This is a genomic window from Chryseolinea lacunae (assembly GCF_016735595.1).
In the GTDB taxonomy this organism is placed as follows: Bacteria; Bacteroidota; Bacteroidia; order Cytophagales; family Cyclobacteriaceae; genus Chryseolinea; species Chryseolinea lacunae.
In genome coordinates this window covers 226,880-245,547 of the sequence record NZ_JAERRB010000001.1, presented here as the reverse complement: position 1 = coordinate 245,547, position 18,668 = coordinate 226,880, and the positions used below count along the sequence as shown (strand labels likewise).

General features: G+C 51.6%; 15 protein-coding genes. 13 read left to right on the top strand and 2 right to left on the bottom strand.

Annotation, left to right across the window (positions count from 1 at the left end; translation table 11 throughout):
• Window positions 1–103 precede the first annotated feature (103 nt).
• From JI741_RS00910 to JI741_RS00850, 13 genes are all read left to right on the top strand, one after another.
• Window positions 104–1,111, top strand: coding sequence for a COX15/CtaA family protein (locus tag JI741_RS00910; RefSeq protein ID WP_202006721.1), 1,008 nt, complete (start codon window positions 104–106; stop codon window positions 1,109–1,111).
• Between the two features lie 5 nt (window positions 1,112–1,116).
• Window positions 1,117–2,013, top strand: coding sequence for a heme o synthase (cyoE, locus tag JI741_RS00905; RefSeq protein ID WP_202006720.1), 897 nt, complete (start codon window positions 1,117–1,119; stop codon window positions 2,011–2,013).
• 29 nt (window positions 2,014–2,042) lie between these two features.
• Window positions 2,043–2,624: a cytochrome c oxidase subunit 3 gene (locus tag JI741_RS00900; protein WP_202006719.1), complete on the top strand. Its 582-nt coding sequence runs from the start codon at window positions 2,043–2,045 to the stop codon at window positions 2,622–2,624.
• 88 nt (window positions 2,625–2,712) lie between these two features.
• Window positions 2,713–3,456 carry a cytochrome c oxidase subunit 3 gene (locus tag JI741_RS00895; RefSeq protein ID WP_202006718.1) on the top strand — a complete coding sequence of 248 codons (744 nt, stop codon included), beginning with the start codon at window positions 2,713–2,715 and terminating at the stop codon, window positions 3,454–3,456.
• Between the two features lie 41 nt (window positions 3,457–3,497).
• On the top strand, window positions 3,498–3,827 hold the full coding sequence (locus JI741_RS00890; protein ID WP_202006717.1) for a cytochrome C oxidase subunit IV family protein: 330 nt from the start codon (window positions 3,498–3,500) through the stop codon (window positions 3,825–3,827).
• Between the two features lie 122 nt (window positions 3,828–3,949).
• Complete coding sequence (locus JI741_RS00885) at window positions 3,950–4,435, top strand: hypothetical protein (protein ID WP_202006716.1); 486 nt, start codon at window positions 3,950–3,952, stop codon at window positions 4,433–4,435.
• Window position 4,436: 1 nt separating this feature from the next.
• The gene (locus JI741_RS00880) at window positions 4,437–4,979 is read left to right on the top strand and encodes a DUF420 domain-containing protein (protein WP_202006715.1); all 543 of its coding nucleotides are present in this window, start codon (window positions 4,437–4,439) and stop codon (window positions 4,977–4,979) included.
• Window positions 4,980–5,005: 26 nt separating this feature from the next.
• On the top strand, window positions 5,006–5,263 hold the full coding sequence (locus tag JI741_RS00875) for a hypothetical protein (RefSeq protein WP_202006714.1): 258 nt from the start codon (window positions 5,006–5,008) through the stop codon (window positions 5,261–5,263).
• A complete protein-coding gene (locus JI741_RS00870) occupies window positions 5,223–5,609 on the top strand; it encodes a DUF983 domain-containing protein (RefSeq protein WP_202006713.1) in 387 nt (128 codons plus the stop codon). The genes JI741_RS00875 and JI741_RS00870 overlap by 41 nt, the downstream gene beginning before the upstream one ends.
• A gap of 36 nt (window positions 5,610–5,645) precedes the next feature.
• Window positions 5,646–9,293 (top strand): sensor histidine kinase, encoded by a 3,648-nt coding sequence (locus JI741_RS00865; RefSeq protein ID WP_202006712.1) that lies wholly within the window; start codon window positions 5,646–5,648, stop codon window positions 9,291–9,293.
• Between the two features lie 172 nt (window positions 9,294–9,465).
• Window positions 9,466–12,063, top strand: coding sequence for a zinc-dependent metalloprotease (locus JI741_RS00860; protein WP_202006711.1), 2,598 nt, complete (start codon window positions 9,466–9,468; stop codon window positions 12,061–12,063).
• Window positions 12,064–12,292: 229 nt separating this feature from the next.
• Window positions 12,293–14,650: an ABC transporter permease gene (locus JI741_RS00855; protein ID WP_202006710.1), complete on the top strand. Its 2,358-nt coding sequence runs from the start codon at window positions 12,293–12,295 to the stop codon at window positions 14,648–14,650.
• Between the two features lie 158 nt (window positions 14,651–14,808).
• Window positions 14,809–16,161, top strand: a complete 1,353-nt coding sequence (locus tag JI741_RS00850; protein ID WP_202006709.1) for a sensor histidine kinase — start codon at window positions 14,809–14,811, stop codon at window positions 16,159–16,161.
• Window positions 16,162–16,306: 145 nt separating this feature from the next.
• On the opposite strand, the gene JI741_RS00845 is transcribed toward JI741_RS00850, so the two are convergent.
• Together JI741_RS00845 and JI741_RS00840 are read right to left on the bottom strand one after the other, a co-directional pair.
• A complete protein-coding gene (locus JI741_RS00845) occupies window positions 16,307–16,888 on the bottom strand; it encodes a porin family protein (RefSeq protein WP_202006708.1) in 582 nt (193 codons plus the stop codon).
• Window positions 16,889–17,135: 247 nt separating this feature from the next.
• Window positions 17,136–18,518 carry a sigma-54-dependent transcriptional regulator gene (locus tag JI741_RS00840; RefSeq protein ID WP_202006707.1) on the bottom strand — a complete coding sequence of 461 codons (1,383 nt, stop codon included), beginning with the start codon at window positions 18,516–18,518 and terminating at the stop codon, window positions 17,136–17,138.
• Window positions 18,519–18,668 lie beyond the last annotated feature (150 nt).

The following is an 18,668-nucleotide window of genomic DNA, read 5'->3' as shown; positions in this document are numbered from 1 at the left end:
CCGGTTCAAGGTTCAAAGCGATGGACAAGCCCATCGCTTTGAACCTTGATTTTTTACAGCATCTTCTGAGACATCATTTTTCCATCGGCGCAGCGAATACACTATGAGATCATTTCGCAGGCTTACCCTCACCACGCTGGTTGCGGTTTACATACTGATCCTTGTGGGCGGTGTTGTGCGCAGCACCGGCTCGGGCATGGGCTGTCCGGACTGGCCGAAGTGCTTTGGCAACTGGGTTCCGCCCACGTCGGTGTCGGAGTTGCCGGAGAACTATAAAGAGATCTACGCCAACCACCGCGACAAAAAGAATAAACGTTTTGCCAAATACCTCAACGCCCTGGGCATGAACGAAACAGCGGAGGGCCTCCTGAGCGACCCGGCGGTGTTGCAGGAGCGCGACTTCAATCCCGTGAAAACGTGGATCGAATACCTGAACCGCATCGTGGGCGTCATCATTGGCTTCCTCATTTTTGCCGTGTTTGTGGTGTCGCTCCGCTATTGGAACACGCAGCGACGTTTTACAGTAGTGGCGTTTCTATCGTTTGTGTTGGTGGGCTTTCAGGGATGGTTGGGATCGTTCGTGGTGTCGAGCAATCTCACCCCGTGGACCATCACCATTCACATGTTCCTGGCCCTGCTCATCGTGGCCCTTTTGGTCTACCTGGTAGACCAGAGCAGCTTCCGCCCGGAGATCAATTCGTCGCTGGGATTCTGGTGGCTGCTGGCGTCTATGGCGGTGTTGCTGGTGCAGATTTTATTGGGCACACAGGTGCGTGAAGCCATCGACCAGGTGGCCACGCTGGTGGCACGCGACGCGTGGATTGCCAACCTGGGAGGGGAGTTCGTCATACACCGTTCGTTCTCCTGGATTGTGCTCATCATGCATGTGGGATTAATCCTGAGATTGCGTAAAACTGAGGGGGCAAAAGCTTTCACCCTTGCCCTAATCCTGCTAATTTTGGGGACGATTTTGTCGGGTATGAGCATGGCCTATTTTGCCGTGCCTGCCTTCCTTCAGCCGGTGCACCTGTTGCTCGCAACGCTCACCTTTGGAATGCAGTTTTTGTTCCTGCTGAAGATGAATCGAAAAGAAGAACCAGCCTTGGTCTAAACATTATGATGGTTGCACAAATAGATCAGTTGAGTGGATTGCCCTTCGTGCTTGCGAAAGCAAGGGCGTATAAAGAACTGTTGAAGTTCAGGCTGTCTTTTTTGGTGGCGTTCTCGTGCGCCTTTGGCTATGTGCTGGCATCGCGCGACATCAACTGGCTCACCTTGTCCATGCTTTTCCTGGGAGGTTTTCTGCTTTCAGGAGCATCGTCTATCATCAATCAAATCATTGAAAAAGATCTCGACGTGCTTATGACGCGCACCATGGGCCGGCCGTTGCCCACGAATCGTGTCACGGTGCAAGAGTCGGTGGCCGTGGCCATTACCTGTACCGTTGCGGGCGTTCTCATTCTGATAGCCTTCACCAATCCGCTCACCACCGCCTTGTCGGTGTTGTCGATGATACTCTACGGCTTTGTGTACACCCCGCTGAAACGTGTTGGCCCTGTGGCTGTTTTTGTCGGCGCATTTCCCGGCGCGCTTCCTCCGCTGTTGGGATGGACGGCCGCTACGGGTGTGATCTCGCACGAAGCCCTCATCATTTTTGGCATTCAGTTCATCTGGCAGTTCCCCCATTTCTGGGCCATTGCCTGGGTAGCAGACGAAGACTATAAAAAAGCAGGTTTCAAACTGTTGCCTTCGGGCGGACAAAAGGATTTGAACACGGCCGTGCAGATCATGATCTACACCATGTTTCTAATTCCGATGGGGTTGCTTCCTGCCACGTTTGGCATCACCGGAATTAAGTCGGCCATTGTAGTAACACTTTGTGGCGTCGCGTTTTTCGCGATGACGTTTTCATTGATGAAATCGGGCGACCGGAAGTCGGCTCTGAAGATTATGTTTGCATCGTTTTTCTATTTGCCCATTGTGCAGATCGCCTACGTGCTGGATAAAATTTGACGTGAAGGGGAGATAAAAAAGATAAGAGTATGGCAGCGGAAATAAGAATAGTAGAAGAAGCAAAGAAGCCCCTCGGCATGAACCCCAAAAAGTTCGCGCTGTGGATCTTCATGGTGAGTGTGACGATGATCTTTGCCGCCTGGACCAGCGCCTACCTGGTGCGCCGTGCCGACGGAAACTGGGCCGTGTTTGAATTGCCACAGTTGTTCTGGATCACCTCGGTGATCATTGTGATCAGCAGTGGCACCATGCACTGGGCCTATCTCGCAGCGAAGCGCGACAACCTGGAACAGACCAAGCTGGCCATCAGCATCACCACCCTGTTGGGTGTGGCGTTTTTGATCGGGCAGTTCATGGCCTGGAACGAGCTGGTGCGCGAGAGCGTCTACTTCGTAGGAAATCCGTCGGGGTCGTTTGTCTATGTAATATCGGGTGTGCACGGGTTGCACATCGTGGGTGGTGTGGTGTTTTTGCTGATCGTGCTGGTGGCCGCCTTCCGCTATAAAGTGCATTCAAAAAAGCTTTCGCAGATCGAAATGTGCGCCACCTACTGGCATTTTTTGGATGGACTTTGGCTATATTTGTTTGTTTTTCTATTATTGAACCGGTAATAAAAAAGCCGGTAAAAGCATATCACTCACGCACCCGAAACACACACGTTTATCCGCTTAATCAACAACGTATATACTAACTAATACTATGGCAAGTACAGCAGCAGCACACGGCGACGAAAGCACATGGGACGGTGGCTCCTCACCGATGGGTGCCAGCTACGGCAAACTCATGATGTGGTTCTTTTTAATGTCCGATGCTTTTACCTTTTCGGCATTGCTCATCACCTACGGGTTGGTGCGTTCTTCACATCAGGCGTATGTAGGCGCCGTGAACGCCTTCAAGTTTTCACAGAGCTACTGGCCAATTCCTGAAAAAGTATTCGAATCTGTTCCTTTCCTCGAAGGTGTTTCCCTGCCACTGGTATTTGTGGGTATCATGACTTTCATTCTCATCATGAGTTCGGTAACCATGGTGTTGGCGGTTGAAGCCGGACATCGCATGGACCGCGCTGCGGTTGAGAAATGGATGCTCTGGACACTTCTTGGCGGTATTGCTTTCTTGAGCTGCCAGGCCTGGGAGTGGACACACTTTATCCATGGCGCACATCATGGCGACGCCGTAGCAGAAGGCACAACCTTCTTTGGTGCCAACCTGGTGCACAACCAGTATGGGCCATCGGATTTTGCAGCGTTCTTCTTCTTCATCACCGGCTTCCACGGCTTTCACGTGTTCAGCGGTGTGTGCTTAAACTTCCTCATCTACTTCAACACCGTGACGGGCGTGTATGAACGCAGAGGTCATTACGAAATGGTGGAGAAGGTAGGGTTGTACTGGCACTTTGTAGACCTTGTGTGGGTGTTCGTGTTCACGTTCTTCTACCTGGTTTAAATCATTCAATAAAACGATTCAACGCATAATAGTTATACAATATGGCACACTCTGAACACGAAACCCACGTAACCGTTCTTCCTCCCGATAGAGAGAAGATCAAAAAATTGTGGACCGTAGCGGGATATCTGGGTCTCATTACAGCAGTCGAGTTTATCATCGCCTTCACCATGGGTCACGGACCTTTGAAGACGGCGATCTTCATCGGACTCACCATTGTGAAAGCAGCCTATATCGTAGGCGAGTTCATGCACTTGCGCTACGAAGCGAAAGTATTGTTCTGGTCTATCCTCATCCCCCTGATCTTTGTGGTGTGGATGTTGGTAGCCTTTGTGTATGAAGGCATGGCGATTGGCCTGGTGCGTCATTGATCCGACACAAAATAACGTAACACATACCGAAGGCTTGAGTGCGTGCACTTAAGCCTTCTTTTTTTTGACGACACGCGGCGCCCTGCCGGCAAACCAATTTCGCGAACCACGCTTCGCTCTGTATGAAAAGAAACAAAGCCATTTTTCTGTTCCTGGCCCTGCTGCTTCCCATTTTGATCTTTCTTTTCCTGAAGTTTTTTGGAAAAAACGAGTTCGCCGTACCACCTTTGTACACCCAAACCTATCCTGAAACACTTGGCCCGTGTGCGCCCGTGAAGACGCTGCCTTACCGCATCGCCGACAGTGTGCAAACCAAGCTTCCCTTTGGAAACGACAGCCTTGTGCTGGTGTCGTTTGGAACGCTTTCGAAGGAAGCCGACAACCAGATGAAGCGTGTGAAGGGCGTCTTCGAAAAAGACCCTGTGGCCTACCTTCACATAGACAACGACGCCTCGCCCTGGAAGCAATGTGTGTTCTTTCTGAAGCCACCCTTCAACCTCGCCCTGGTAGACAGGAAGGGAGCACTGCGAGGACAATACGAAGCCGCCGACCTCGACGAAATGGACCGACTGATAACTGAACTAACAATCATATTAAAGAAATACTGAGATGGAGCCGAACGTAGCCAACCTGGGCCAGAAGAAAGAGCCGTATAACAAATTGATCATTGCCGTGTCCATTGTCATTCCCGTGGTGGTGGCGGTGTTATTCAAGGTGCGTGTGCAGGGCTACGACCTGTCGTTTCTACCACCCATCTATGCGTCCATCAACGGATTGACGGCCGTGTTGCTGGTGAGCGCAGTGCGCGCCATCAAGGGTGGCAATCGCACGTTGCACGAACGCCTCATGAAAGCCTGCATGATTTTGTCGGCGGCATTCCTGGTGATGTATGTACTCTATCACATGACCAGCGACCCCACACCCTATGGTGGCGACGGTGCGTTGAAGTATGTGTACTTTTTTATTCTGATCACGCACATTTTGTTATCGATCGCGGTTATTCCTTTGGTGCTCTTCAGCTACACACGGGCGTGGCGCGGCGACTACGCGCGACACAAGAAGCTGGCAAAAATCACGTTCCCCATCTGGCTCTATGTGGCAGTGACGGGCGTGGTGGTGTATCTGATGATCAGCCCATACTACACCCATTGAAATTGATTACCTTTACCCACACGGCCATGAAAAAAATAACCATCCTCAGTATCGCGTTTTTGATCCTCACCTCGGTGCAGGCCTTTTCGCAGTGTGCCATGTGCCGGTCTACGTTGGAGAACAACTACTCCAATGGTAATCCAGGCATCGCGGCCGGCATCAATGCAGGCATTCTCTACTTGTTGTCCATGCCGTATCTGGCGGTGATGGTGTTGGGATACTTGTGGTATAAATCAAGTAAGAATGCACGAAAAGAAGTATCTGCCGGCGCTGCTGCACGGTAAGTGCCCACGCTGCCGCGAGGGAAACCTGTTTACATACCCCATCCATAACCTGACGCGGTTCAACGTGATGAACACTTTGTGTCCGCACTGCGGGGTTAGGCTGGAGCCTGAACCCGGATTTTACCAGGGCGCGATGTATGTGGGCTACGGCTTTACTGTGGGCTTCATTGCCTTTGCCAGTTTTTTGCTCTACAGCCTCGGCGAATTTTCGGATATGGTCTACATATCGGTTTGCATCGGCGGCATGTTGTTGCTGGTGCCGTTCAACTATCGCTATTCGCGCATTGTGTATCTCTACCTGTTCGGCGGCATCAAATACGATGCGCGGCTGTCGCAAACAAAGTAATTTCTTAACTTTATCGATCATCATTCCGATCGACGTTTGAAATCGAAGTATCTCATACTTTCTGCGGGCAGTCTGCTGTTGTTCATCGCCGGGTTGATGACGGCCTATTTTTCAGACCAGCCTGTGTCGCCCGAGGCGGTAGCCGAACCGATCGCACATCGTCTGCAAAACGAATTGCAGGCCATGGATGTGGAAGCCGCCGCGTTGCTGGACGCGCTGGCACAACAAGAACCACACGATGTGCCCTCGCGACGACGCTTTGCCTTCTTTGTATACGACACCCAACAACTGCTTTCGTGGACCGACAACAGCTTTGTGCCATCACAAGCGTCGGTGGCCGATGCATTCACGCTGCGACTGCTCAAGGGCGGCAACGGCGACTACCTGGCCCGGAAGTGGAAAGTGAACGACGCGTTGTTCCTGGTGGGCGTCATCCCGCTGTCGCGAAAGTTCAGCATCACCAATAACTACCTGGAGCCGTGGTGGAATCGTCGCGTCTTTCCGTCGGGCGACATCTCCGTATATGAATCCGGTTCGGGCATGGGCGCACCGGTGTGTGTGGAGGGACAATGTCCGTTCAAGATTGGCTTCGACAGCCTGGAGCCTTTTCGCAATCCTCCCAAAGTGGTGGCCATCGTGCTCATTGCCGCGGCCATTCTATTGCTGGTGACGTTGGTGTATAGCCTGCTCGACTTGCTTCCCTATCCCGAAGGCGCATTTCTTTTTCTCTATGGATTTTTGATCGGTCTTCGTTTTCTCATGATCCGGTTCAATTTTCCGAATGGCCTATACGCCACGGATCTGTTCAACCCGAAAGTGTTTGCGTCGTCAACGTTGAATGCGTCGTTGGGCGATTTGTTGCTGAACGAGCTTGCGCTGCTGTTGCTGTGCTTCTATGCCTTCCGGAACTACCAACGGTTCAAGAGCTATCCCTTCATGTATCAACGCAAGGTGTTGGCATGGTTGCTGTCGGTGGTGGCAGGGGTATGCGTGTTGTTCGCGGCGTTGTTTCCGTTTGTGGTTATTCAAACCATCAATAACAATTCGTCCATCGTCATCGACATCTCGCAGTCATTGCAGTTCGACAAGCTTAGGGTGATGGCCACGCTGGCTGTGTTGCTGGCGGGAACGTGTTCGTTCTTTTTTGGGCATGCGTTCATGCGCCTGCTCATTGCCGATGGAAACACCCTGCGGGTGCTGGGTTCGTTTTTTGTTGCCGGAATTATTTTTGCGGGCATCAATGCTTTGTCGGGACAATCCTATATGTCGTCGTTGATTTTGGGTACGGCCTATTTTCTGGTGGTCTATTTCATGAAGCTCTATGCCAGCCTCCGGCGGTTGAGCTTTGCCACATTTGCCTACCTCTTCATTTCCATCTTCTTTCTGTCGGCCAACGGCGCGTATGGCATTCATTATTTTACACGACAGGAAAAAATCAGCAGCCAGTTCAAGTTTGCCGAAAACTTTCTGGTGGACCGCGACTATTTCGGAGAATACCTGCTGCGGGAAACGTCGTTGAAAATCGAAGACGATGCCTTCATTCAATCGCGCATCAATGTTCCGTTTCTGAGTCGCGATGTGATCCGTCAGAAAATACGGCAGGTGTTTTTACCCAGCTATTTCAATAAATATGATGTAGAGATATTTCTTTTTAATTCACGGGGTGAGCCGCTCGACAACCGATCGTCGTCGTCGTTGTCGCAGGTGATCGGGATCTATGATCAGGATGCTTTTCGCACGGACTATGAGCGGGTGTATTTTGTGACCAGCCCGGCCAAAGACGTCACCCAGAAATACCTGGTGCTGACGCCCATCAAACGGGGCAACTCGCTGCTGGGACATGTGATGCTGGACCTCTCGTTGAAAAAACTGATTCCCGACAACGTGTATCCCGAACTGCTGGTCGACAACCGGACACAGCAGTTCTATCACACACAAGACATCAGCTACGCTGTGTTTTCGGAGGACGCGATTTTGTTTAGCTCCGGAAAATTCAACTATGCACAAGCGTTTCCCCGCGACTGGCTGGGCGAACCCGATCTGTATCGAAAGGGGATAAGCTCCGACGGGTTCACACACGCGGCGCAGGAGTATCAAAACAACCGGGTGGCCGTGGTGTCGTCGCAGCAGCCGCCGGTGATGCTGGCGTTGTCTAACTTTTCGTTTCTGCTCGTGCTGGGGCTGATCATCATCCTCATGTTGTTGATGGCACAAGGCATCGCGAACTATATTCAGGGCGAAAAAATCTACTTCTCCGCTCGCATACAGGTGTTGCTGAACCTTTCGTTTTTTCTCCCGCTCATTCTGGTGAGCGCCACCACGCTGAACCTGACGAACCGCTCCACCCAAAACCAACTGGTGGAAGAATACCTGAGCCGCGCCGAAACCGTGAGCACCCAACTGTCGGTGCAACTGGACCGCTACGTGAACGGCGGCAACGAAAGCGCCACCACCTTCGAACACCAGCTGGGCGAACTGGCCGGCCTCACCAACCTCGACGCCAACGTGTTTAGCGCGAAAGGCGAATTGCTGGCGTCGAGTCAACCGCTCATTTTTGAAAACAACCTGATGTCGCGCTACATCAATGCCAGCGCGTTGCAGAAGATCAACAAAGGCGACCGTGTGGTGATCGAGTCGGAGCGCGTGGGCAAGCTTGAATATTTTGTATCGTATGCGCCGCTCAATGCACCGCTCACGGGCAAGCTGGTGGGCATTCTGGGCATTCCGTTTTTTCAATCGGCCAGTTCGCTCGAACGTGTGCAGATCAACCTCGTGTCGAACATCCTGAACATCTTCGCACTGATCTTTATTGCCCTGGTAATTGTCTCGTATTTTGTTTCGCGGTGGCTCACGTTTCCGCTGAAGTTCATCACCCAATCGTTGCAGCGCACATCACTCACCAAAATGAACCAGCCGCTCACCTGGAAGGCCGACGACGAAATTGGGTTGATGGTGAAGGAGTATAACCAGATGTTGTTCAAGCTTAGCGAAAGCAAGGCGGAGCTGGAACAGACGCAACGTGAAACTGCGTGGCGTGAAATTGCCCAGCAGGTGGCACACGAAATCAAGAACCCGCTCACGCCCATGAAGCTCACATTGCAGCAATTGGAGCGATCGGTTGGTGCGGGCACCAACACCCCGGAGAAAACAGAAAAGGCGGTGTCGTCGTTGCTCACACAGGTGGACACGCTCAACGACATCGCGTCGTCGTTCAGCACGTTTGCCAAAATGCCCGAGCCGGTCATTCAACGGCTGGAGCTGGTGGCGCTGGTGAAGCGCACGGTGGTGTTGCATGCGTCGTCGGGCGACATTCACTTCGACAGCGTCGTTCGCGAGGCCTTTGTACAAGGCGATGAACAACTGCTGGGGCGCACGTTCTCCAACCTGATCCTGAATGCGTTTCAGGCGGCGCGGCCCGGGCATGCGCTTCGGGTAACGATTCAACTGACGCAACACGAAAATACCTACCGGCTTGCGTTCCGCGACAACGGCAGGGGCATTGCACCCCAGGTGGCCGAGCGCATTTTTCTTTCGCACTTCACAACAAAAAAATCGGGATCGGGTCTGGGCCTTGCCATCGCCAAACAAGCCATCGAACAAATGCAGGGACGCATCTGGTTTGAAACCGCTGTGGGCAAGGGCACTGTTTTTTATGTAGAGCTGCCGGTTTCGGTTGGCGTTTAAACATGATGCCCTTCCTGTCAAAGGCTGAATGGTCAAAGCAAATCCCTGGAATGCGGTAGTCCCGATTCTTATCCATGCCCTAACGTGGTGGATGAATTTTTTTAGATCAGGACGTCATATCAAATCTGACGCAAAACCCCTATCTTAAAATTTCAAAAAAACCTCATTACCTATGCGTTTAAAAGATTTCCTCCGGGCCATGTTCCTCTTCGGAATTGCCTGTGCCGTGGTGCCCGTTGCACAGGCTCAACCCAAGTCTAAGCCTTCGAAAGAAGTCGCAAAAGTCGATAAGAATAGCGACGAAGAAAAGAAAGATGAAGTCAAGCGAATTGAAGACATCGCCAAGAAGTCAAAAAAATATCCGGGCCTCTTCACGGTCTATCAGGATACCACCGACGGAAAGGTTTACCTGGAAGTGACCAAAGCCCAACTGGGAAAAGAGTTTATTCATTTTTCGCAGGGCGTCGATGCTCCTGCCGCAGGCTCCTATATGTTTCGTGGCGCTTATGGGTATGGAAAAATTTTCACGATCACGAAACGGTTCGATAAACTGGAAGTTGCCTTGCAAAACACGCAATACTACTTCAGTCCCGACAACGCTTTGTCGCGTGCCGCCGAGGCCAACATAAACGTGCCCATCATCTATTCCGAAAAAATAGCCGCAGTCAGCAAAGACAACTCCAGTTTCCTGATGGAAGCCGACAAGCTTTTTCTGGCCGAAGCTTTTGAGCAGGTGAAGCCATCGCCCGATCCGGAAGAGAAGCCGGGGCAGCAATTCAAACTCGGAAGCCTCAGCAAGGAGAAATCGAAATTCGTAGCTATAAAAAATTATCCGCAGAACAGCGACTTCATCGCGGAGCTGGTGTTTGAAGATCCTTATCCTATGAACTACGGCAACCCCAGCCTCACCGATCCGCGGTTTGTGAGCATCCGGATACGCAACAGTCTTATCGCGGTTCCGCAAAACGATTTCAAGCCGCGTTTTGATGACGCGCGCGTAGGCTTTTTCTCGGAACAAGTAACCGACATGACGTCGGCCAAAGCTACACCCTATCGCGATCCGATCGATCGCTGGTTTCTGAAGAAGAAAGATCCATCGGCGGCGCTGTCCGAACCGGTGGAGCCCATTGTGTGGTGGATCGAAAACACCACGCCCAAAGAAATTCGTCAACACGTGCGCGACGACGTGCTGGAGTGGAACAAGGCCTTTGAGAAAGCCGGTTTCAAAAACGCCGTGGTGGTGAAAGAACAACCCGACAACGCCGACTGGGATGCCGGCGACATTCGCTATAACGTGATCCGGTGGACATCGTCGCCCACACCGCAGTTTGGCGGCTATGGCCCAAGCTTTGTGAACCCGCGCACGGGGCAGATACTCGGGTCCGATGTGATGCTGGAGTATGTGTTTATCACCAACCGCCTGCGCGAAGGCCAGCTGTTTGAAACGGCCGCCATGGATTTTCTGCAAGACGATGCCGCAAAAGGCGGAGGACGTTATTGCACGTTTGCATCGCACCTGCAACGCTCCGTGATGCTGGGCAAGCAAGTGATCAACGCGCTCGACCGTGGCGCCGCCGAAGAAAACGAACTGCTGAAACAATCCATCTATATGCTCACGCTGCACGAAGTGGGCCACACGCTCGGCCTGAACCACAACATGAAGGCCAGCAACTTGCACGACCCCGTGAAGATCAACGACGAAAAACTCGGTCGCGAAACAGGCCTCACCGGTTCGGTAATGGACTACAGCAACGTGAACGTAGCGCTTGATCCAAAACAACAAGGATTGTATTATGATGTGATCCCCGGACCCTACGATCATTGGGCCATTCAATTTGGCTATGGAGAATTTGGCGCGGGCGAAGAACAGAAGGCCCTTGCGGAGCTGCTTTCGAAATCGGCCGATCATGCCTTGTTGTTTGGCAACGACGCCGACGACATGCGCACAGCCGGTAGAGGCATTGACCCCCGTGTGATGATCGACGACATGTCGAGCGACCCTTTGGCCTACAGCGTGGACCGTCTGAAACTGGTGACGTTGACCCTGCCTAAGTTAAAGGAAAAATTTGCCAAACCCGGCGAGTCGTATCAGGGTGTGCGCAACGCCTATCTGGTGCTGACCAGTGAAATCGGCATAGGGCTGCGGGTTGTGAGTCGCCAGATCGGTGGCGTGTATGTGGACCGTTCGGTGGTGGGGCAACCCGGTGCCTCTGCGCCGTTTGCAGCGGTGAATTATCAAAAGCAAAAAGATGCCATGACGTTTTTGAATCGTTATGGCTTTAGTCCCGATGCGCTGAAAGGCACCAGCGAGCTGTATGCCATGTTGCAGGTGCAGCGCCGGGGCTTCAACCTGTTTGGCGCGAACGAAGATCCCAAGATTCACGACCGCATCCTGGCCGTGCAACGCGATGTGCTCGATCACCTCCTGCATCAAAACACCTTGCAGCGCATTGTGGATTCTGAACTCTATGGAAATACCTACAAGCTTTCGGAAGTCATCACCGACCTCACCGACGCGATCTTTAAAGACGACCTCGGAAAGAGCGTGAGCAGTGCGCGACAGAATTTGCAAACAGAATATGTGAACCGGCTCACCAGCATTCAGGCCATCAACTCATCCTACAGCCACGTGGCCAAGGCCGAAGCTTTTTCGGAGCTGACGCGCATCAAGACCTCACTGGCCAAAACAGCATCTCCCGATGCGGCCACGAAGGCGCACCGACAATATGTTGTTCACCTGATTGACGAAGTGACCGATACGCGCAAGTAGCGAAAAGGTTGCAACAGGCGTGTCACCAAAGAACACCTCCCGGTGGAGGTGTTCTTTTTTAGAGTTAAGACATTCCTGTTAAATTTGGAGTGCAAGTGTTTGAGGCAGGCCTCCCCGTGTTTACGGGAAAATCGTGGATTTGTAGAGGGAGGTGTAACCAATCCCGTATTTACGAGTACCTTATGCAACCCTGCCGGGGATTCGAAGTCTTTGAACAAAAACCGCTGTCATGATAAAAAACTATCTGCTCATCGCCGTCCGGAATATTTTCAGAAACAAGATGTTCTCCACCGTCAACATTCTGGGGCTCGCCTTCGGGATGTGTAGCGCGTTGCTCATCTTTTTGTGGGTGAACGATGAGTTGGAATATGATCATTTTCACGCCAACGTAGACCGCCTATATCGCGTCATGGAGAATCAGAAGTATTCCGATGGCAGAATCTACACGTTCGCGTCAACCCCCGGGCCAATGGCGCCCTTCATAAAAGAGAAGTATCCCGAGATCGAGAAGGCTACACGCTTCACGTGGGAAGTGAACAACCTTTTCCAAGTCGACGGCAAGATATTTTATGAGGAAGGGCGGTATGCCGATCAGGATTTTGTGGAGATGTTCAGCTTTCCATTTTTGAAGGGCAAACAGACGGCGGCCTTGAAAGACAAGAACTCCATCGTGATCACGGAGTCGATGGCGAAGAAATATTTTGGCGACGAAGAGCCGTTGGGCAAAGTGTTGCTGATGAACACAAAACTTTCGTTCACGGTGACGGGTGTGATAAAAGATCTTCCCAAAAATTCATCGTTGCAATTTGCCTACCTGTTGCCGTTTGAAGTGTTCTGGGATGAAAATACCTGGCTGCACGAATGGGGCAACAACAATATACGCACCTACATTCAACTAAAAGAAGGTACCAATCGCGAAAATTTTGCGGCCAAATTCAAGGACGAAATCGGAGCGCACCAGGAACAAAACAATGTGGCGCTGTTCATTCAGCCTTTGGCAGAAGCCTACCTCTATGGCGATTTTGAAAACGGCCAACAGGCGGGTGGCAGAATTGAATATGTGCAGATCTTTTTTGTGGTGGCCATCTTTGTGCTCTTCATCGCCTGCATCAACTTCATGAACCTGTCTACCGCGCAGGCCACCAAGCGCGCCAAGGAAGTGGGGCTTCGGAAAGTGATTGGCGCAGTGCCCAGCCAGTTGTTCAAGCAATTTATGGGCGAGTCGTTTGTGACCGTGTGTCTCAGCGCGGCCATTGCGTTGATGATTTCCCTTTTGCTGATCCCCGTGTTCAACGAAATCACCGGCAAGGCGCTCAGCCTGAACCTGCTCGACGGCCGCATCATTCTCATCTTCGGGGCCATCATCCTGTTCACGTCGTTTGTGGCCGGAAGTTACCCGGCGTTGGTCATCTCCGAGTTCAAGCCGGTGCAGGTGCTGAAGGGGCAATTGAAAAGCGGCAGCAAGGCAGCCACATTCCGGAAAGTGTTGGTGGTGGTGCAATTCTCCATGTCCATCATCCTCATCATCAGCACCACGGTGGTGTTCCGCCAGATGAACTTCATGCAAAACCGCGACATCGGCTTCGATCGCACCAATGTGATTTACGTGTGGATGGAAGGCGATGTGCGCCCGAAGCTTGAAACATTCCGGAACCAGCTCATGACAAAGGCAGGCATTGAGAGCGTGACGTCGGCCAGCCAGCTACCCATCGACATTGGTAACTCCACGGTGGGGGTGAACTGGGAAGGCAAGGACCCGAACGAGAAAATATTGTTCAGCAACATCAACGTTGACTTCGAGTTTATTCAAACCATGAAGATGACCATGAAGGATGGACGTCCGTTTGATCGCACCCGCGTGACCGACACGGCAAACTATATCGTGAACGAAAAGGCCGCTGAAAAAATGGGATTCAAAGAAGGTGCTACCGACCAGGATCTCACCATGTGGGATCGCAAGGGCAAGATTGTGGGCGTGGTGAAAGATTTCAACTTCGGCTCGCTGCACACCGCCGTGGACCCGCTCATTCTGCGCATGGATGTTAAAGAAACCTATTGTCTTTTGGTGCGCCTCAAACCGCAGGAAGTAGAGGCGGGGCTGCGCTCCACAGAAGATCTCTGGAAAGCTTATGCACCCGGCTATCCCTTCAAATACACGTTCCTGAACCAGAACTGGGAAGACTTCTACAAACCCGAAGCCCAGCGCGGAAAAGTGTTTAACACGCTGGCCATCCTTTCCATTTTCATCTCGTGCCTGGGCTTGTTTGGCCTCTCAGCCTTCTCTGCCGAGCGTCGCACCAAAGAGCTGGGCATACGCAAAGCGCTGGGCGCCTCCATGTCAAGCCTGGTGCAGCTTATGGGCCGGGAGTTCACCGTGCTGGTTGCTATTGCCGCGTGTGTGGGCTGTCCGGCGGGCTGGTATATTATGACGCAATGGCTCAGCAACTATGCCTACCACGTAGACGTGGGCTTTGTGACGTTGATCCTGGCGGCCATCATCTGCCTGGCCATTTCGCTGATCACCATTTCCTACCATTCCTTTAAAGTCGCTGCAAACGACCCTGTGAAGAGCTTGCGCTATGAATAGGCCAGGGGTTGATTGAAGAAGCCCCGGGGCGTAGGCCTGGTATAGGATGACGCGAAAGAAATGTCGCAGGCGTTGCTGAACGCTTGCGGACCTGTGGCGTTTGTTTTACACCTCCGAAACTGTGAACTTGAAAGCGGAAACTTGAAAAGGAGAGACCTTTGAACTTCGGATTTAATGACTTCAGAACCCGCGTCATCTTGCGGGTGATCTTGCTCGGACTCACCATGGCGCTGTTCATGTATATGGTGACACGACCCAACATGCTGTTTGCGGCCATGCTCACGGGCATCATCATTGTTCTCCAGCTCACGGAAATTTTTCGTTTTGTGAGCCAGACCAACCGGAAGCTCACACGCTTTCTGGAGTCGGTGAAGTATTCCGATTTTATTTCAGGCTTCGCGTCCGACAACAAGCTGGGGCAGTCTTTCAAGGATCTGAACATCGCCTTCAACGAAGTGCTGGAAGCGTTTCGCAAAGCACGCTCCGAAAAGGAGGAGCACGGCCAATACCTGAACACGGTGGTGCAACAGGTGCGCACCGGCATTCTTTCGTTCGACACCGAAGGCAACGTGCAGCTGGTGAATGCCAACGCCAAAAAGTTTATGGGCATCACCAACATCAAAAACATACACGAACTCATCACCATCGACCCAAAGCTTTATCACTCCATCAACAGCGTGGAGCCGGGCAAGGGCGAATTATATAAAGGCAGCAACGAACTTTACCTCACCATTCAGGCCACCGAGTTGCGCATCCGCGGCACAGACGTGAAGCTGGTGACGTTGCAGAACATCCAGCCCGAATTGCAAAAGCAGGAACTGGAAGCCTGGCAAAACCTGACACGTGTGTTGCGTCACGAAATCATGAACTCCATCACGCCCATCTCGTCGCTCACGTCAACGCTGCGCGAAATTCTGGATCACGACATGGAGAAGAAAGACGACCACTACCAGTTGCAGCAGGAAGGCGCCGAAGATTTGCGCGAGGGGTTGAGCACCATCGAAAACCGGAGCCGCGGGCTCATCAAATTTATCGATGCCTATCGCGAATACACATCTTTGCCCAAACCCAAAATGGCTACGGTGCGCCTCAAAGATTTGATTGAACACGTGGCACAGCTCATGAAGACGGAGCTGAAAAAAACACACATCAACTTTCAGGTTACCTGCGCGTCGGAATACCTGACCATTCAGGCCGACGTGGAGATGATCGAACAGGTGCTTATCAATTTGTTGAAGAACGCCATTGAAGCATTGGCCGAAACAGAAAACCCGCGTCTTGAAATGACGGGAAGCTATGACGAGAACGTGGTGAAAATAGAAATACGAGACAACGGTTCGGGCATCATCAAAGAGGCGCTTGAGCATATTTTTGTTCCGTTCTACACCACGAAACGCTCAGGCTCGGGTATTGGACTCAGTTTGTCGCGACAGATCATGCAGATGCACAATGGGTCGATCACAGTGGTCTCGGAACCGGATGTGGAGACGGTTTTTACGTTGCGGTTTTAGCACTCAACCATGATCGCAGCGTCTACGAGGGCACACTCATTAAAAACGTGCGGAGTAGGAGCGGAAAGCATTGCATACCGATAGAAAAAGAAAGCCGTCCCGATTGGATCGAGACGGCTTTTGTATTTAGACTCTGCGGGATGGCTTAGTTGCCGAAAAGTTTGTACCCTACAGAGAATTGCAGCGCGTAGTTTTTAACGCTGAAATCATCACCAGAATCTTTAGCAATGTTGCTCAAGCCTTTCACAAAACGGAAAGAGAAGTTGAGTTTGATAGGAAGGTCGATACCAACGCCTGCTGCAATGCTTACATCGCTGCTCTTTGCAGTATCTTTAATGTCAACGCTGCCTGAAGAATCTTTAACTTTTGCAGAAGCCAAGATACCAATTTGAGGACCTGCATGGAAGCTTACAATGTCGTTCACGTTGTAGCGAACCAACACGGGAATGTTGATGTAATTAAGCTTGTACTTCTCGTCTCCTGATTTGTAGCCTTGGCCTGAGTACAGCAACTCAGGTTGCACGCCGAGATGTTCAGAGAACATGGCTGTCAAATAAGCACCAGCGTGAAAACCGGGGAGCATGCTGGGACTTGCGGTGAAGCCGTCCGATGAAAAAGTGGCGTTCGAAAGGTTCAAGCCGGCTTTAAGACCGCCGCTTACACCTTGGGCAAACGCACCAACGGTAGCAAAAAACATGAGCGCAATAACAGTTGTAGTTTTTTTCATAACTAATTGTTTTGTTTTAAACGATACAAATAGAATAGAAAGGAAACCTTCCTTTTTAGAAGATCACAGCCAATTCTTACATGGGTAATAGTTAATGGCTGACCTGGGATGCTCTCTGAAGATAGGGCATTTTCGGAGACGGAACAAGCGGTGAAGAACCGCAAGTCCCCCGGCGGATGCTACCGGAAATCCGGTATACATAGACAATAACCACCACAGATCGCGCAAAAAGGGCGCTATACCTTACTTATAATCCATACTTTTCCAAACGACGATAGAGCGACGACCGGGTCAAACCAAGCTCCGATGCCGCCTGCGTGATGTTGCCGTTATACTTTTTCAACACTTTGCGGATGAGCAGTTTCTCCACCTCTTCCAGATTGTATTGCTCCAAACTCAGCTGACTTTCGTCTTTCGAAGCAGAAGTAGACGAGAAGTTGAAGTCTTCGGGTTGCAACACGTTGCTGCTGCTGAGAATGATGGCACGTTCGATGGAATGTTGCAGCTCGCGGATGTTGCCGGGCCACGGATGTTTGTGCATGCGCGACATGGCACCTTCGCTGATCTTGGTAACGGGCTTGTCGTATTTGGTGGCGTAGTGTTTCAGAAAATGGTTGGCAAGCAACGGAATATCTTCGAAGCGATCGCGCAACGAAGGGATCTCGATCTCGATGGTGTTGATGCGATATAAAAGATCCTGACGAAAGCGGTTCTCTTTCACCATGTCATAGAGCGGCATGTTGGTGGCGCAGATAAGACGGATGTCGATGGGTGTGTCTTTGTTTGAACCAACACGACTCACTTTCCGGTTTTGCAACACGGTGAGCAGCTTGGCCTGCAGTGGCATAGATAAGTTGCCGATTTCGTCGAGGAACAGTGTGCCGTTGTTGGCGAGCTCAAATCGCCCGGCGCGATCTTCTTTGGCATCGGTGAAGGCGCCTTTCTTGTGGCCGAACAGTTCGCTTTCAAACAAGGTCTCGGTGATCGACCCGAGATCGACCCCTACAAAGTTTTCGCTCTTTCGCGATGAGTTCCGGTGGATGGCGCGGGCGATCAGTTCTTTGCCTGTGCCGTTCTCGCCAAGGATGAGTACGTTGGCGTCGGTCTTGGCCACCCGGTCAATGGTTTGAAATATCTTTTGCATGGCCGAGCTCTGGCCGATGATTTCGCTGTAGCGGTCGTTGAGGGCCTGGTTGATTTCGTGGTTTTTGATTTTCAGGCTTTCGATCACGTCGCGCGATTCGCGCAGGCGCATGGCGGAATAGAGGGTAGCCAGGAGCTTCTCGTTCTCCCAGGGTTTCAAAACAAAGTCGGTAGCGCCGGCTTTGATGGCTTTCACGGCCATTTGAATGTCGCCATAGGCGGTGATGAGCACCACCACGGCCGACGGATCGAGCTGGAGGATACGTTCCAGCCAGTAGTAGCCTTCGCTGCCGCTGCTCACATCTTTGGTGAAGTTCATGTCGAGCAGGATCACGTCGTAGTCCTCGTTGTTCATGAGGGCGGGCAGGGCCTCGGGATTCTTTTCGATGTCGACTTGTGCAAAGTGCCGCTTCAGGTGCATTTTGGCGGCTTTCAGAAGATCTTCGTTATCGTCTACAATGAGAATTTTTCCTTGTTTCTGTTCCATTCAAGTTTACGTTTTAGGCCTAAAAACTGTATCATTTACAAACACAGCTGTCCGCTAATGGGCAAAGGCCATACCGAAACCCAATTCCGGCCAATTTTGCTAAAAATAGCCATTTGTGAGTGATTTTGCGTTCGAATGCGGACAGACACG

Excerpts from the sequence above, each read along its gene's own strand:
- JI741_RS00895 (WP_202006718.1), top strand. The coding sequence starts at position 2,713 with ATGGCAAGTACAGCAGCAGCACACGGCGACGAAAGCACATGGGACGGT.
- JI741_RS00880 (WP_202006715.1), top strand. The coding sequence starts at position 4,437 with ATGGAGCCGAACGTAGCCAACCTGGGCCAGAAGAAAGAGCCGTATAAC.
- JI741_RS00860 (WP_202006711.1), top strand. The coding sequence starts at position 9,466 with ATGCGTTTAAAAGATTTCCTCCGGGCCATGTTCCTCTTCGGAATTGCC.
- JI741_RS00910 (WP_202006721.1), top strand. The coding sequence starts at position 104 with ATGAGATCATTTCGCAGGCTTACCCTCACCACGCTGGTTGCGGTTTAC.
- JI741_RS00840 (WP_202006707.1), bottom strand. The coding sequence starts at position 18,518 with ATGGAACAGAAACAAGGAAAAATTCTCATTGTAGACGATAACGAAGAT.
- JI741_RS00875 (WP_202006714.1), top strand. The coding sequence starts at position 5,006 with ATGAAAAAAATAACCATCCTCAGTATCGCGTTTTTGATCCTCACCTCG.
- JI741_RS00885 (WP_202006716.1), top strand. The coding sequence starts at position 3,950 with ATGAAAAGAAACAAAGCCATTTTTCTGTTCCTGGCCCTGCTGCTTCCC.
- JI741_RS00855 (WP_202006710.1), top strand. The coding sequence starts at position 12,293 with ATGATAAAAAACTATCTGCTCATCGCCGTCCGGAATATTTTCAGAAAC.
- JI741_RS00890 (WP_202006717.1), top strand. The coding sequence starts at position 3,498 with ATGGCACACTCTGAACACGAAACCCACGTAACCGTTCTTCCTCCCGAT.
- JI741_RS00900 (WP_202006719.1), top strand. The coding sequence starts at position 2,043 with ATGGCAGCGGAAATAAGAATAGTAGAAGAAGCAAAGAAGCCCCTCGGC.
- JI741_RS00870 (WP_202006713.1), top strand. The coding sequence starts at position 5,223 with ATGCACGAAAAGAAGTATCTGCCGGCGCTGCTGCACGGTAAGTGCCCA.
- cyoE (WP_202006720.1), top strand. The coding sequence starts at position 1,117 with ATGATGGTTGCACAAATAGATCAGTTGAGTGGATTGCCCTTCGTGCTT.
- JI741_RS00845 (WP_202006708.1), bottom strand. The coding sequence starts at position 16,888 with ATGAAAAAAACTACAACTGTTATTGCGCTCATGTTTTTTGCTACCGTT.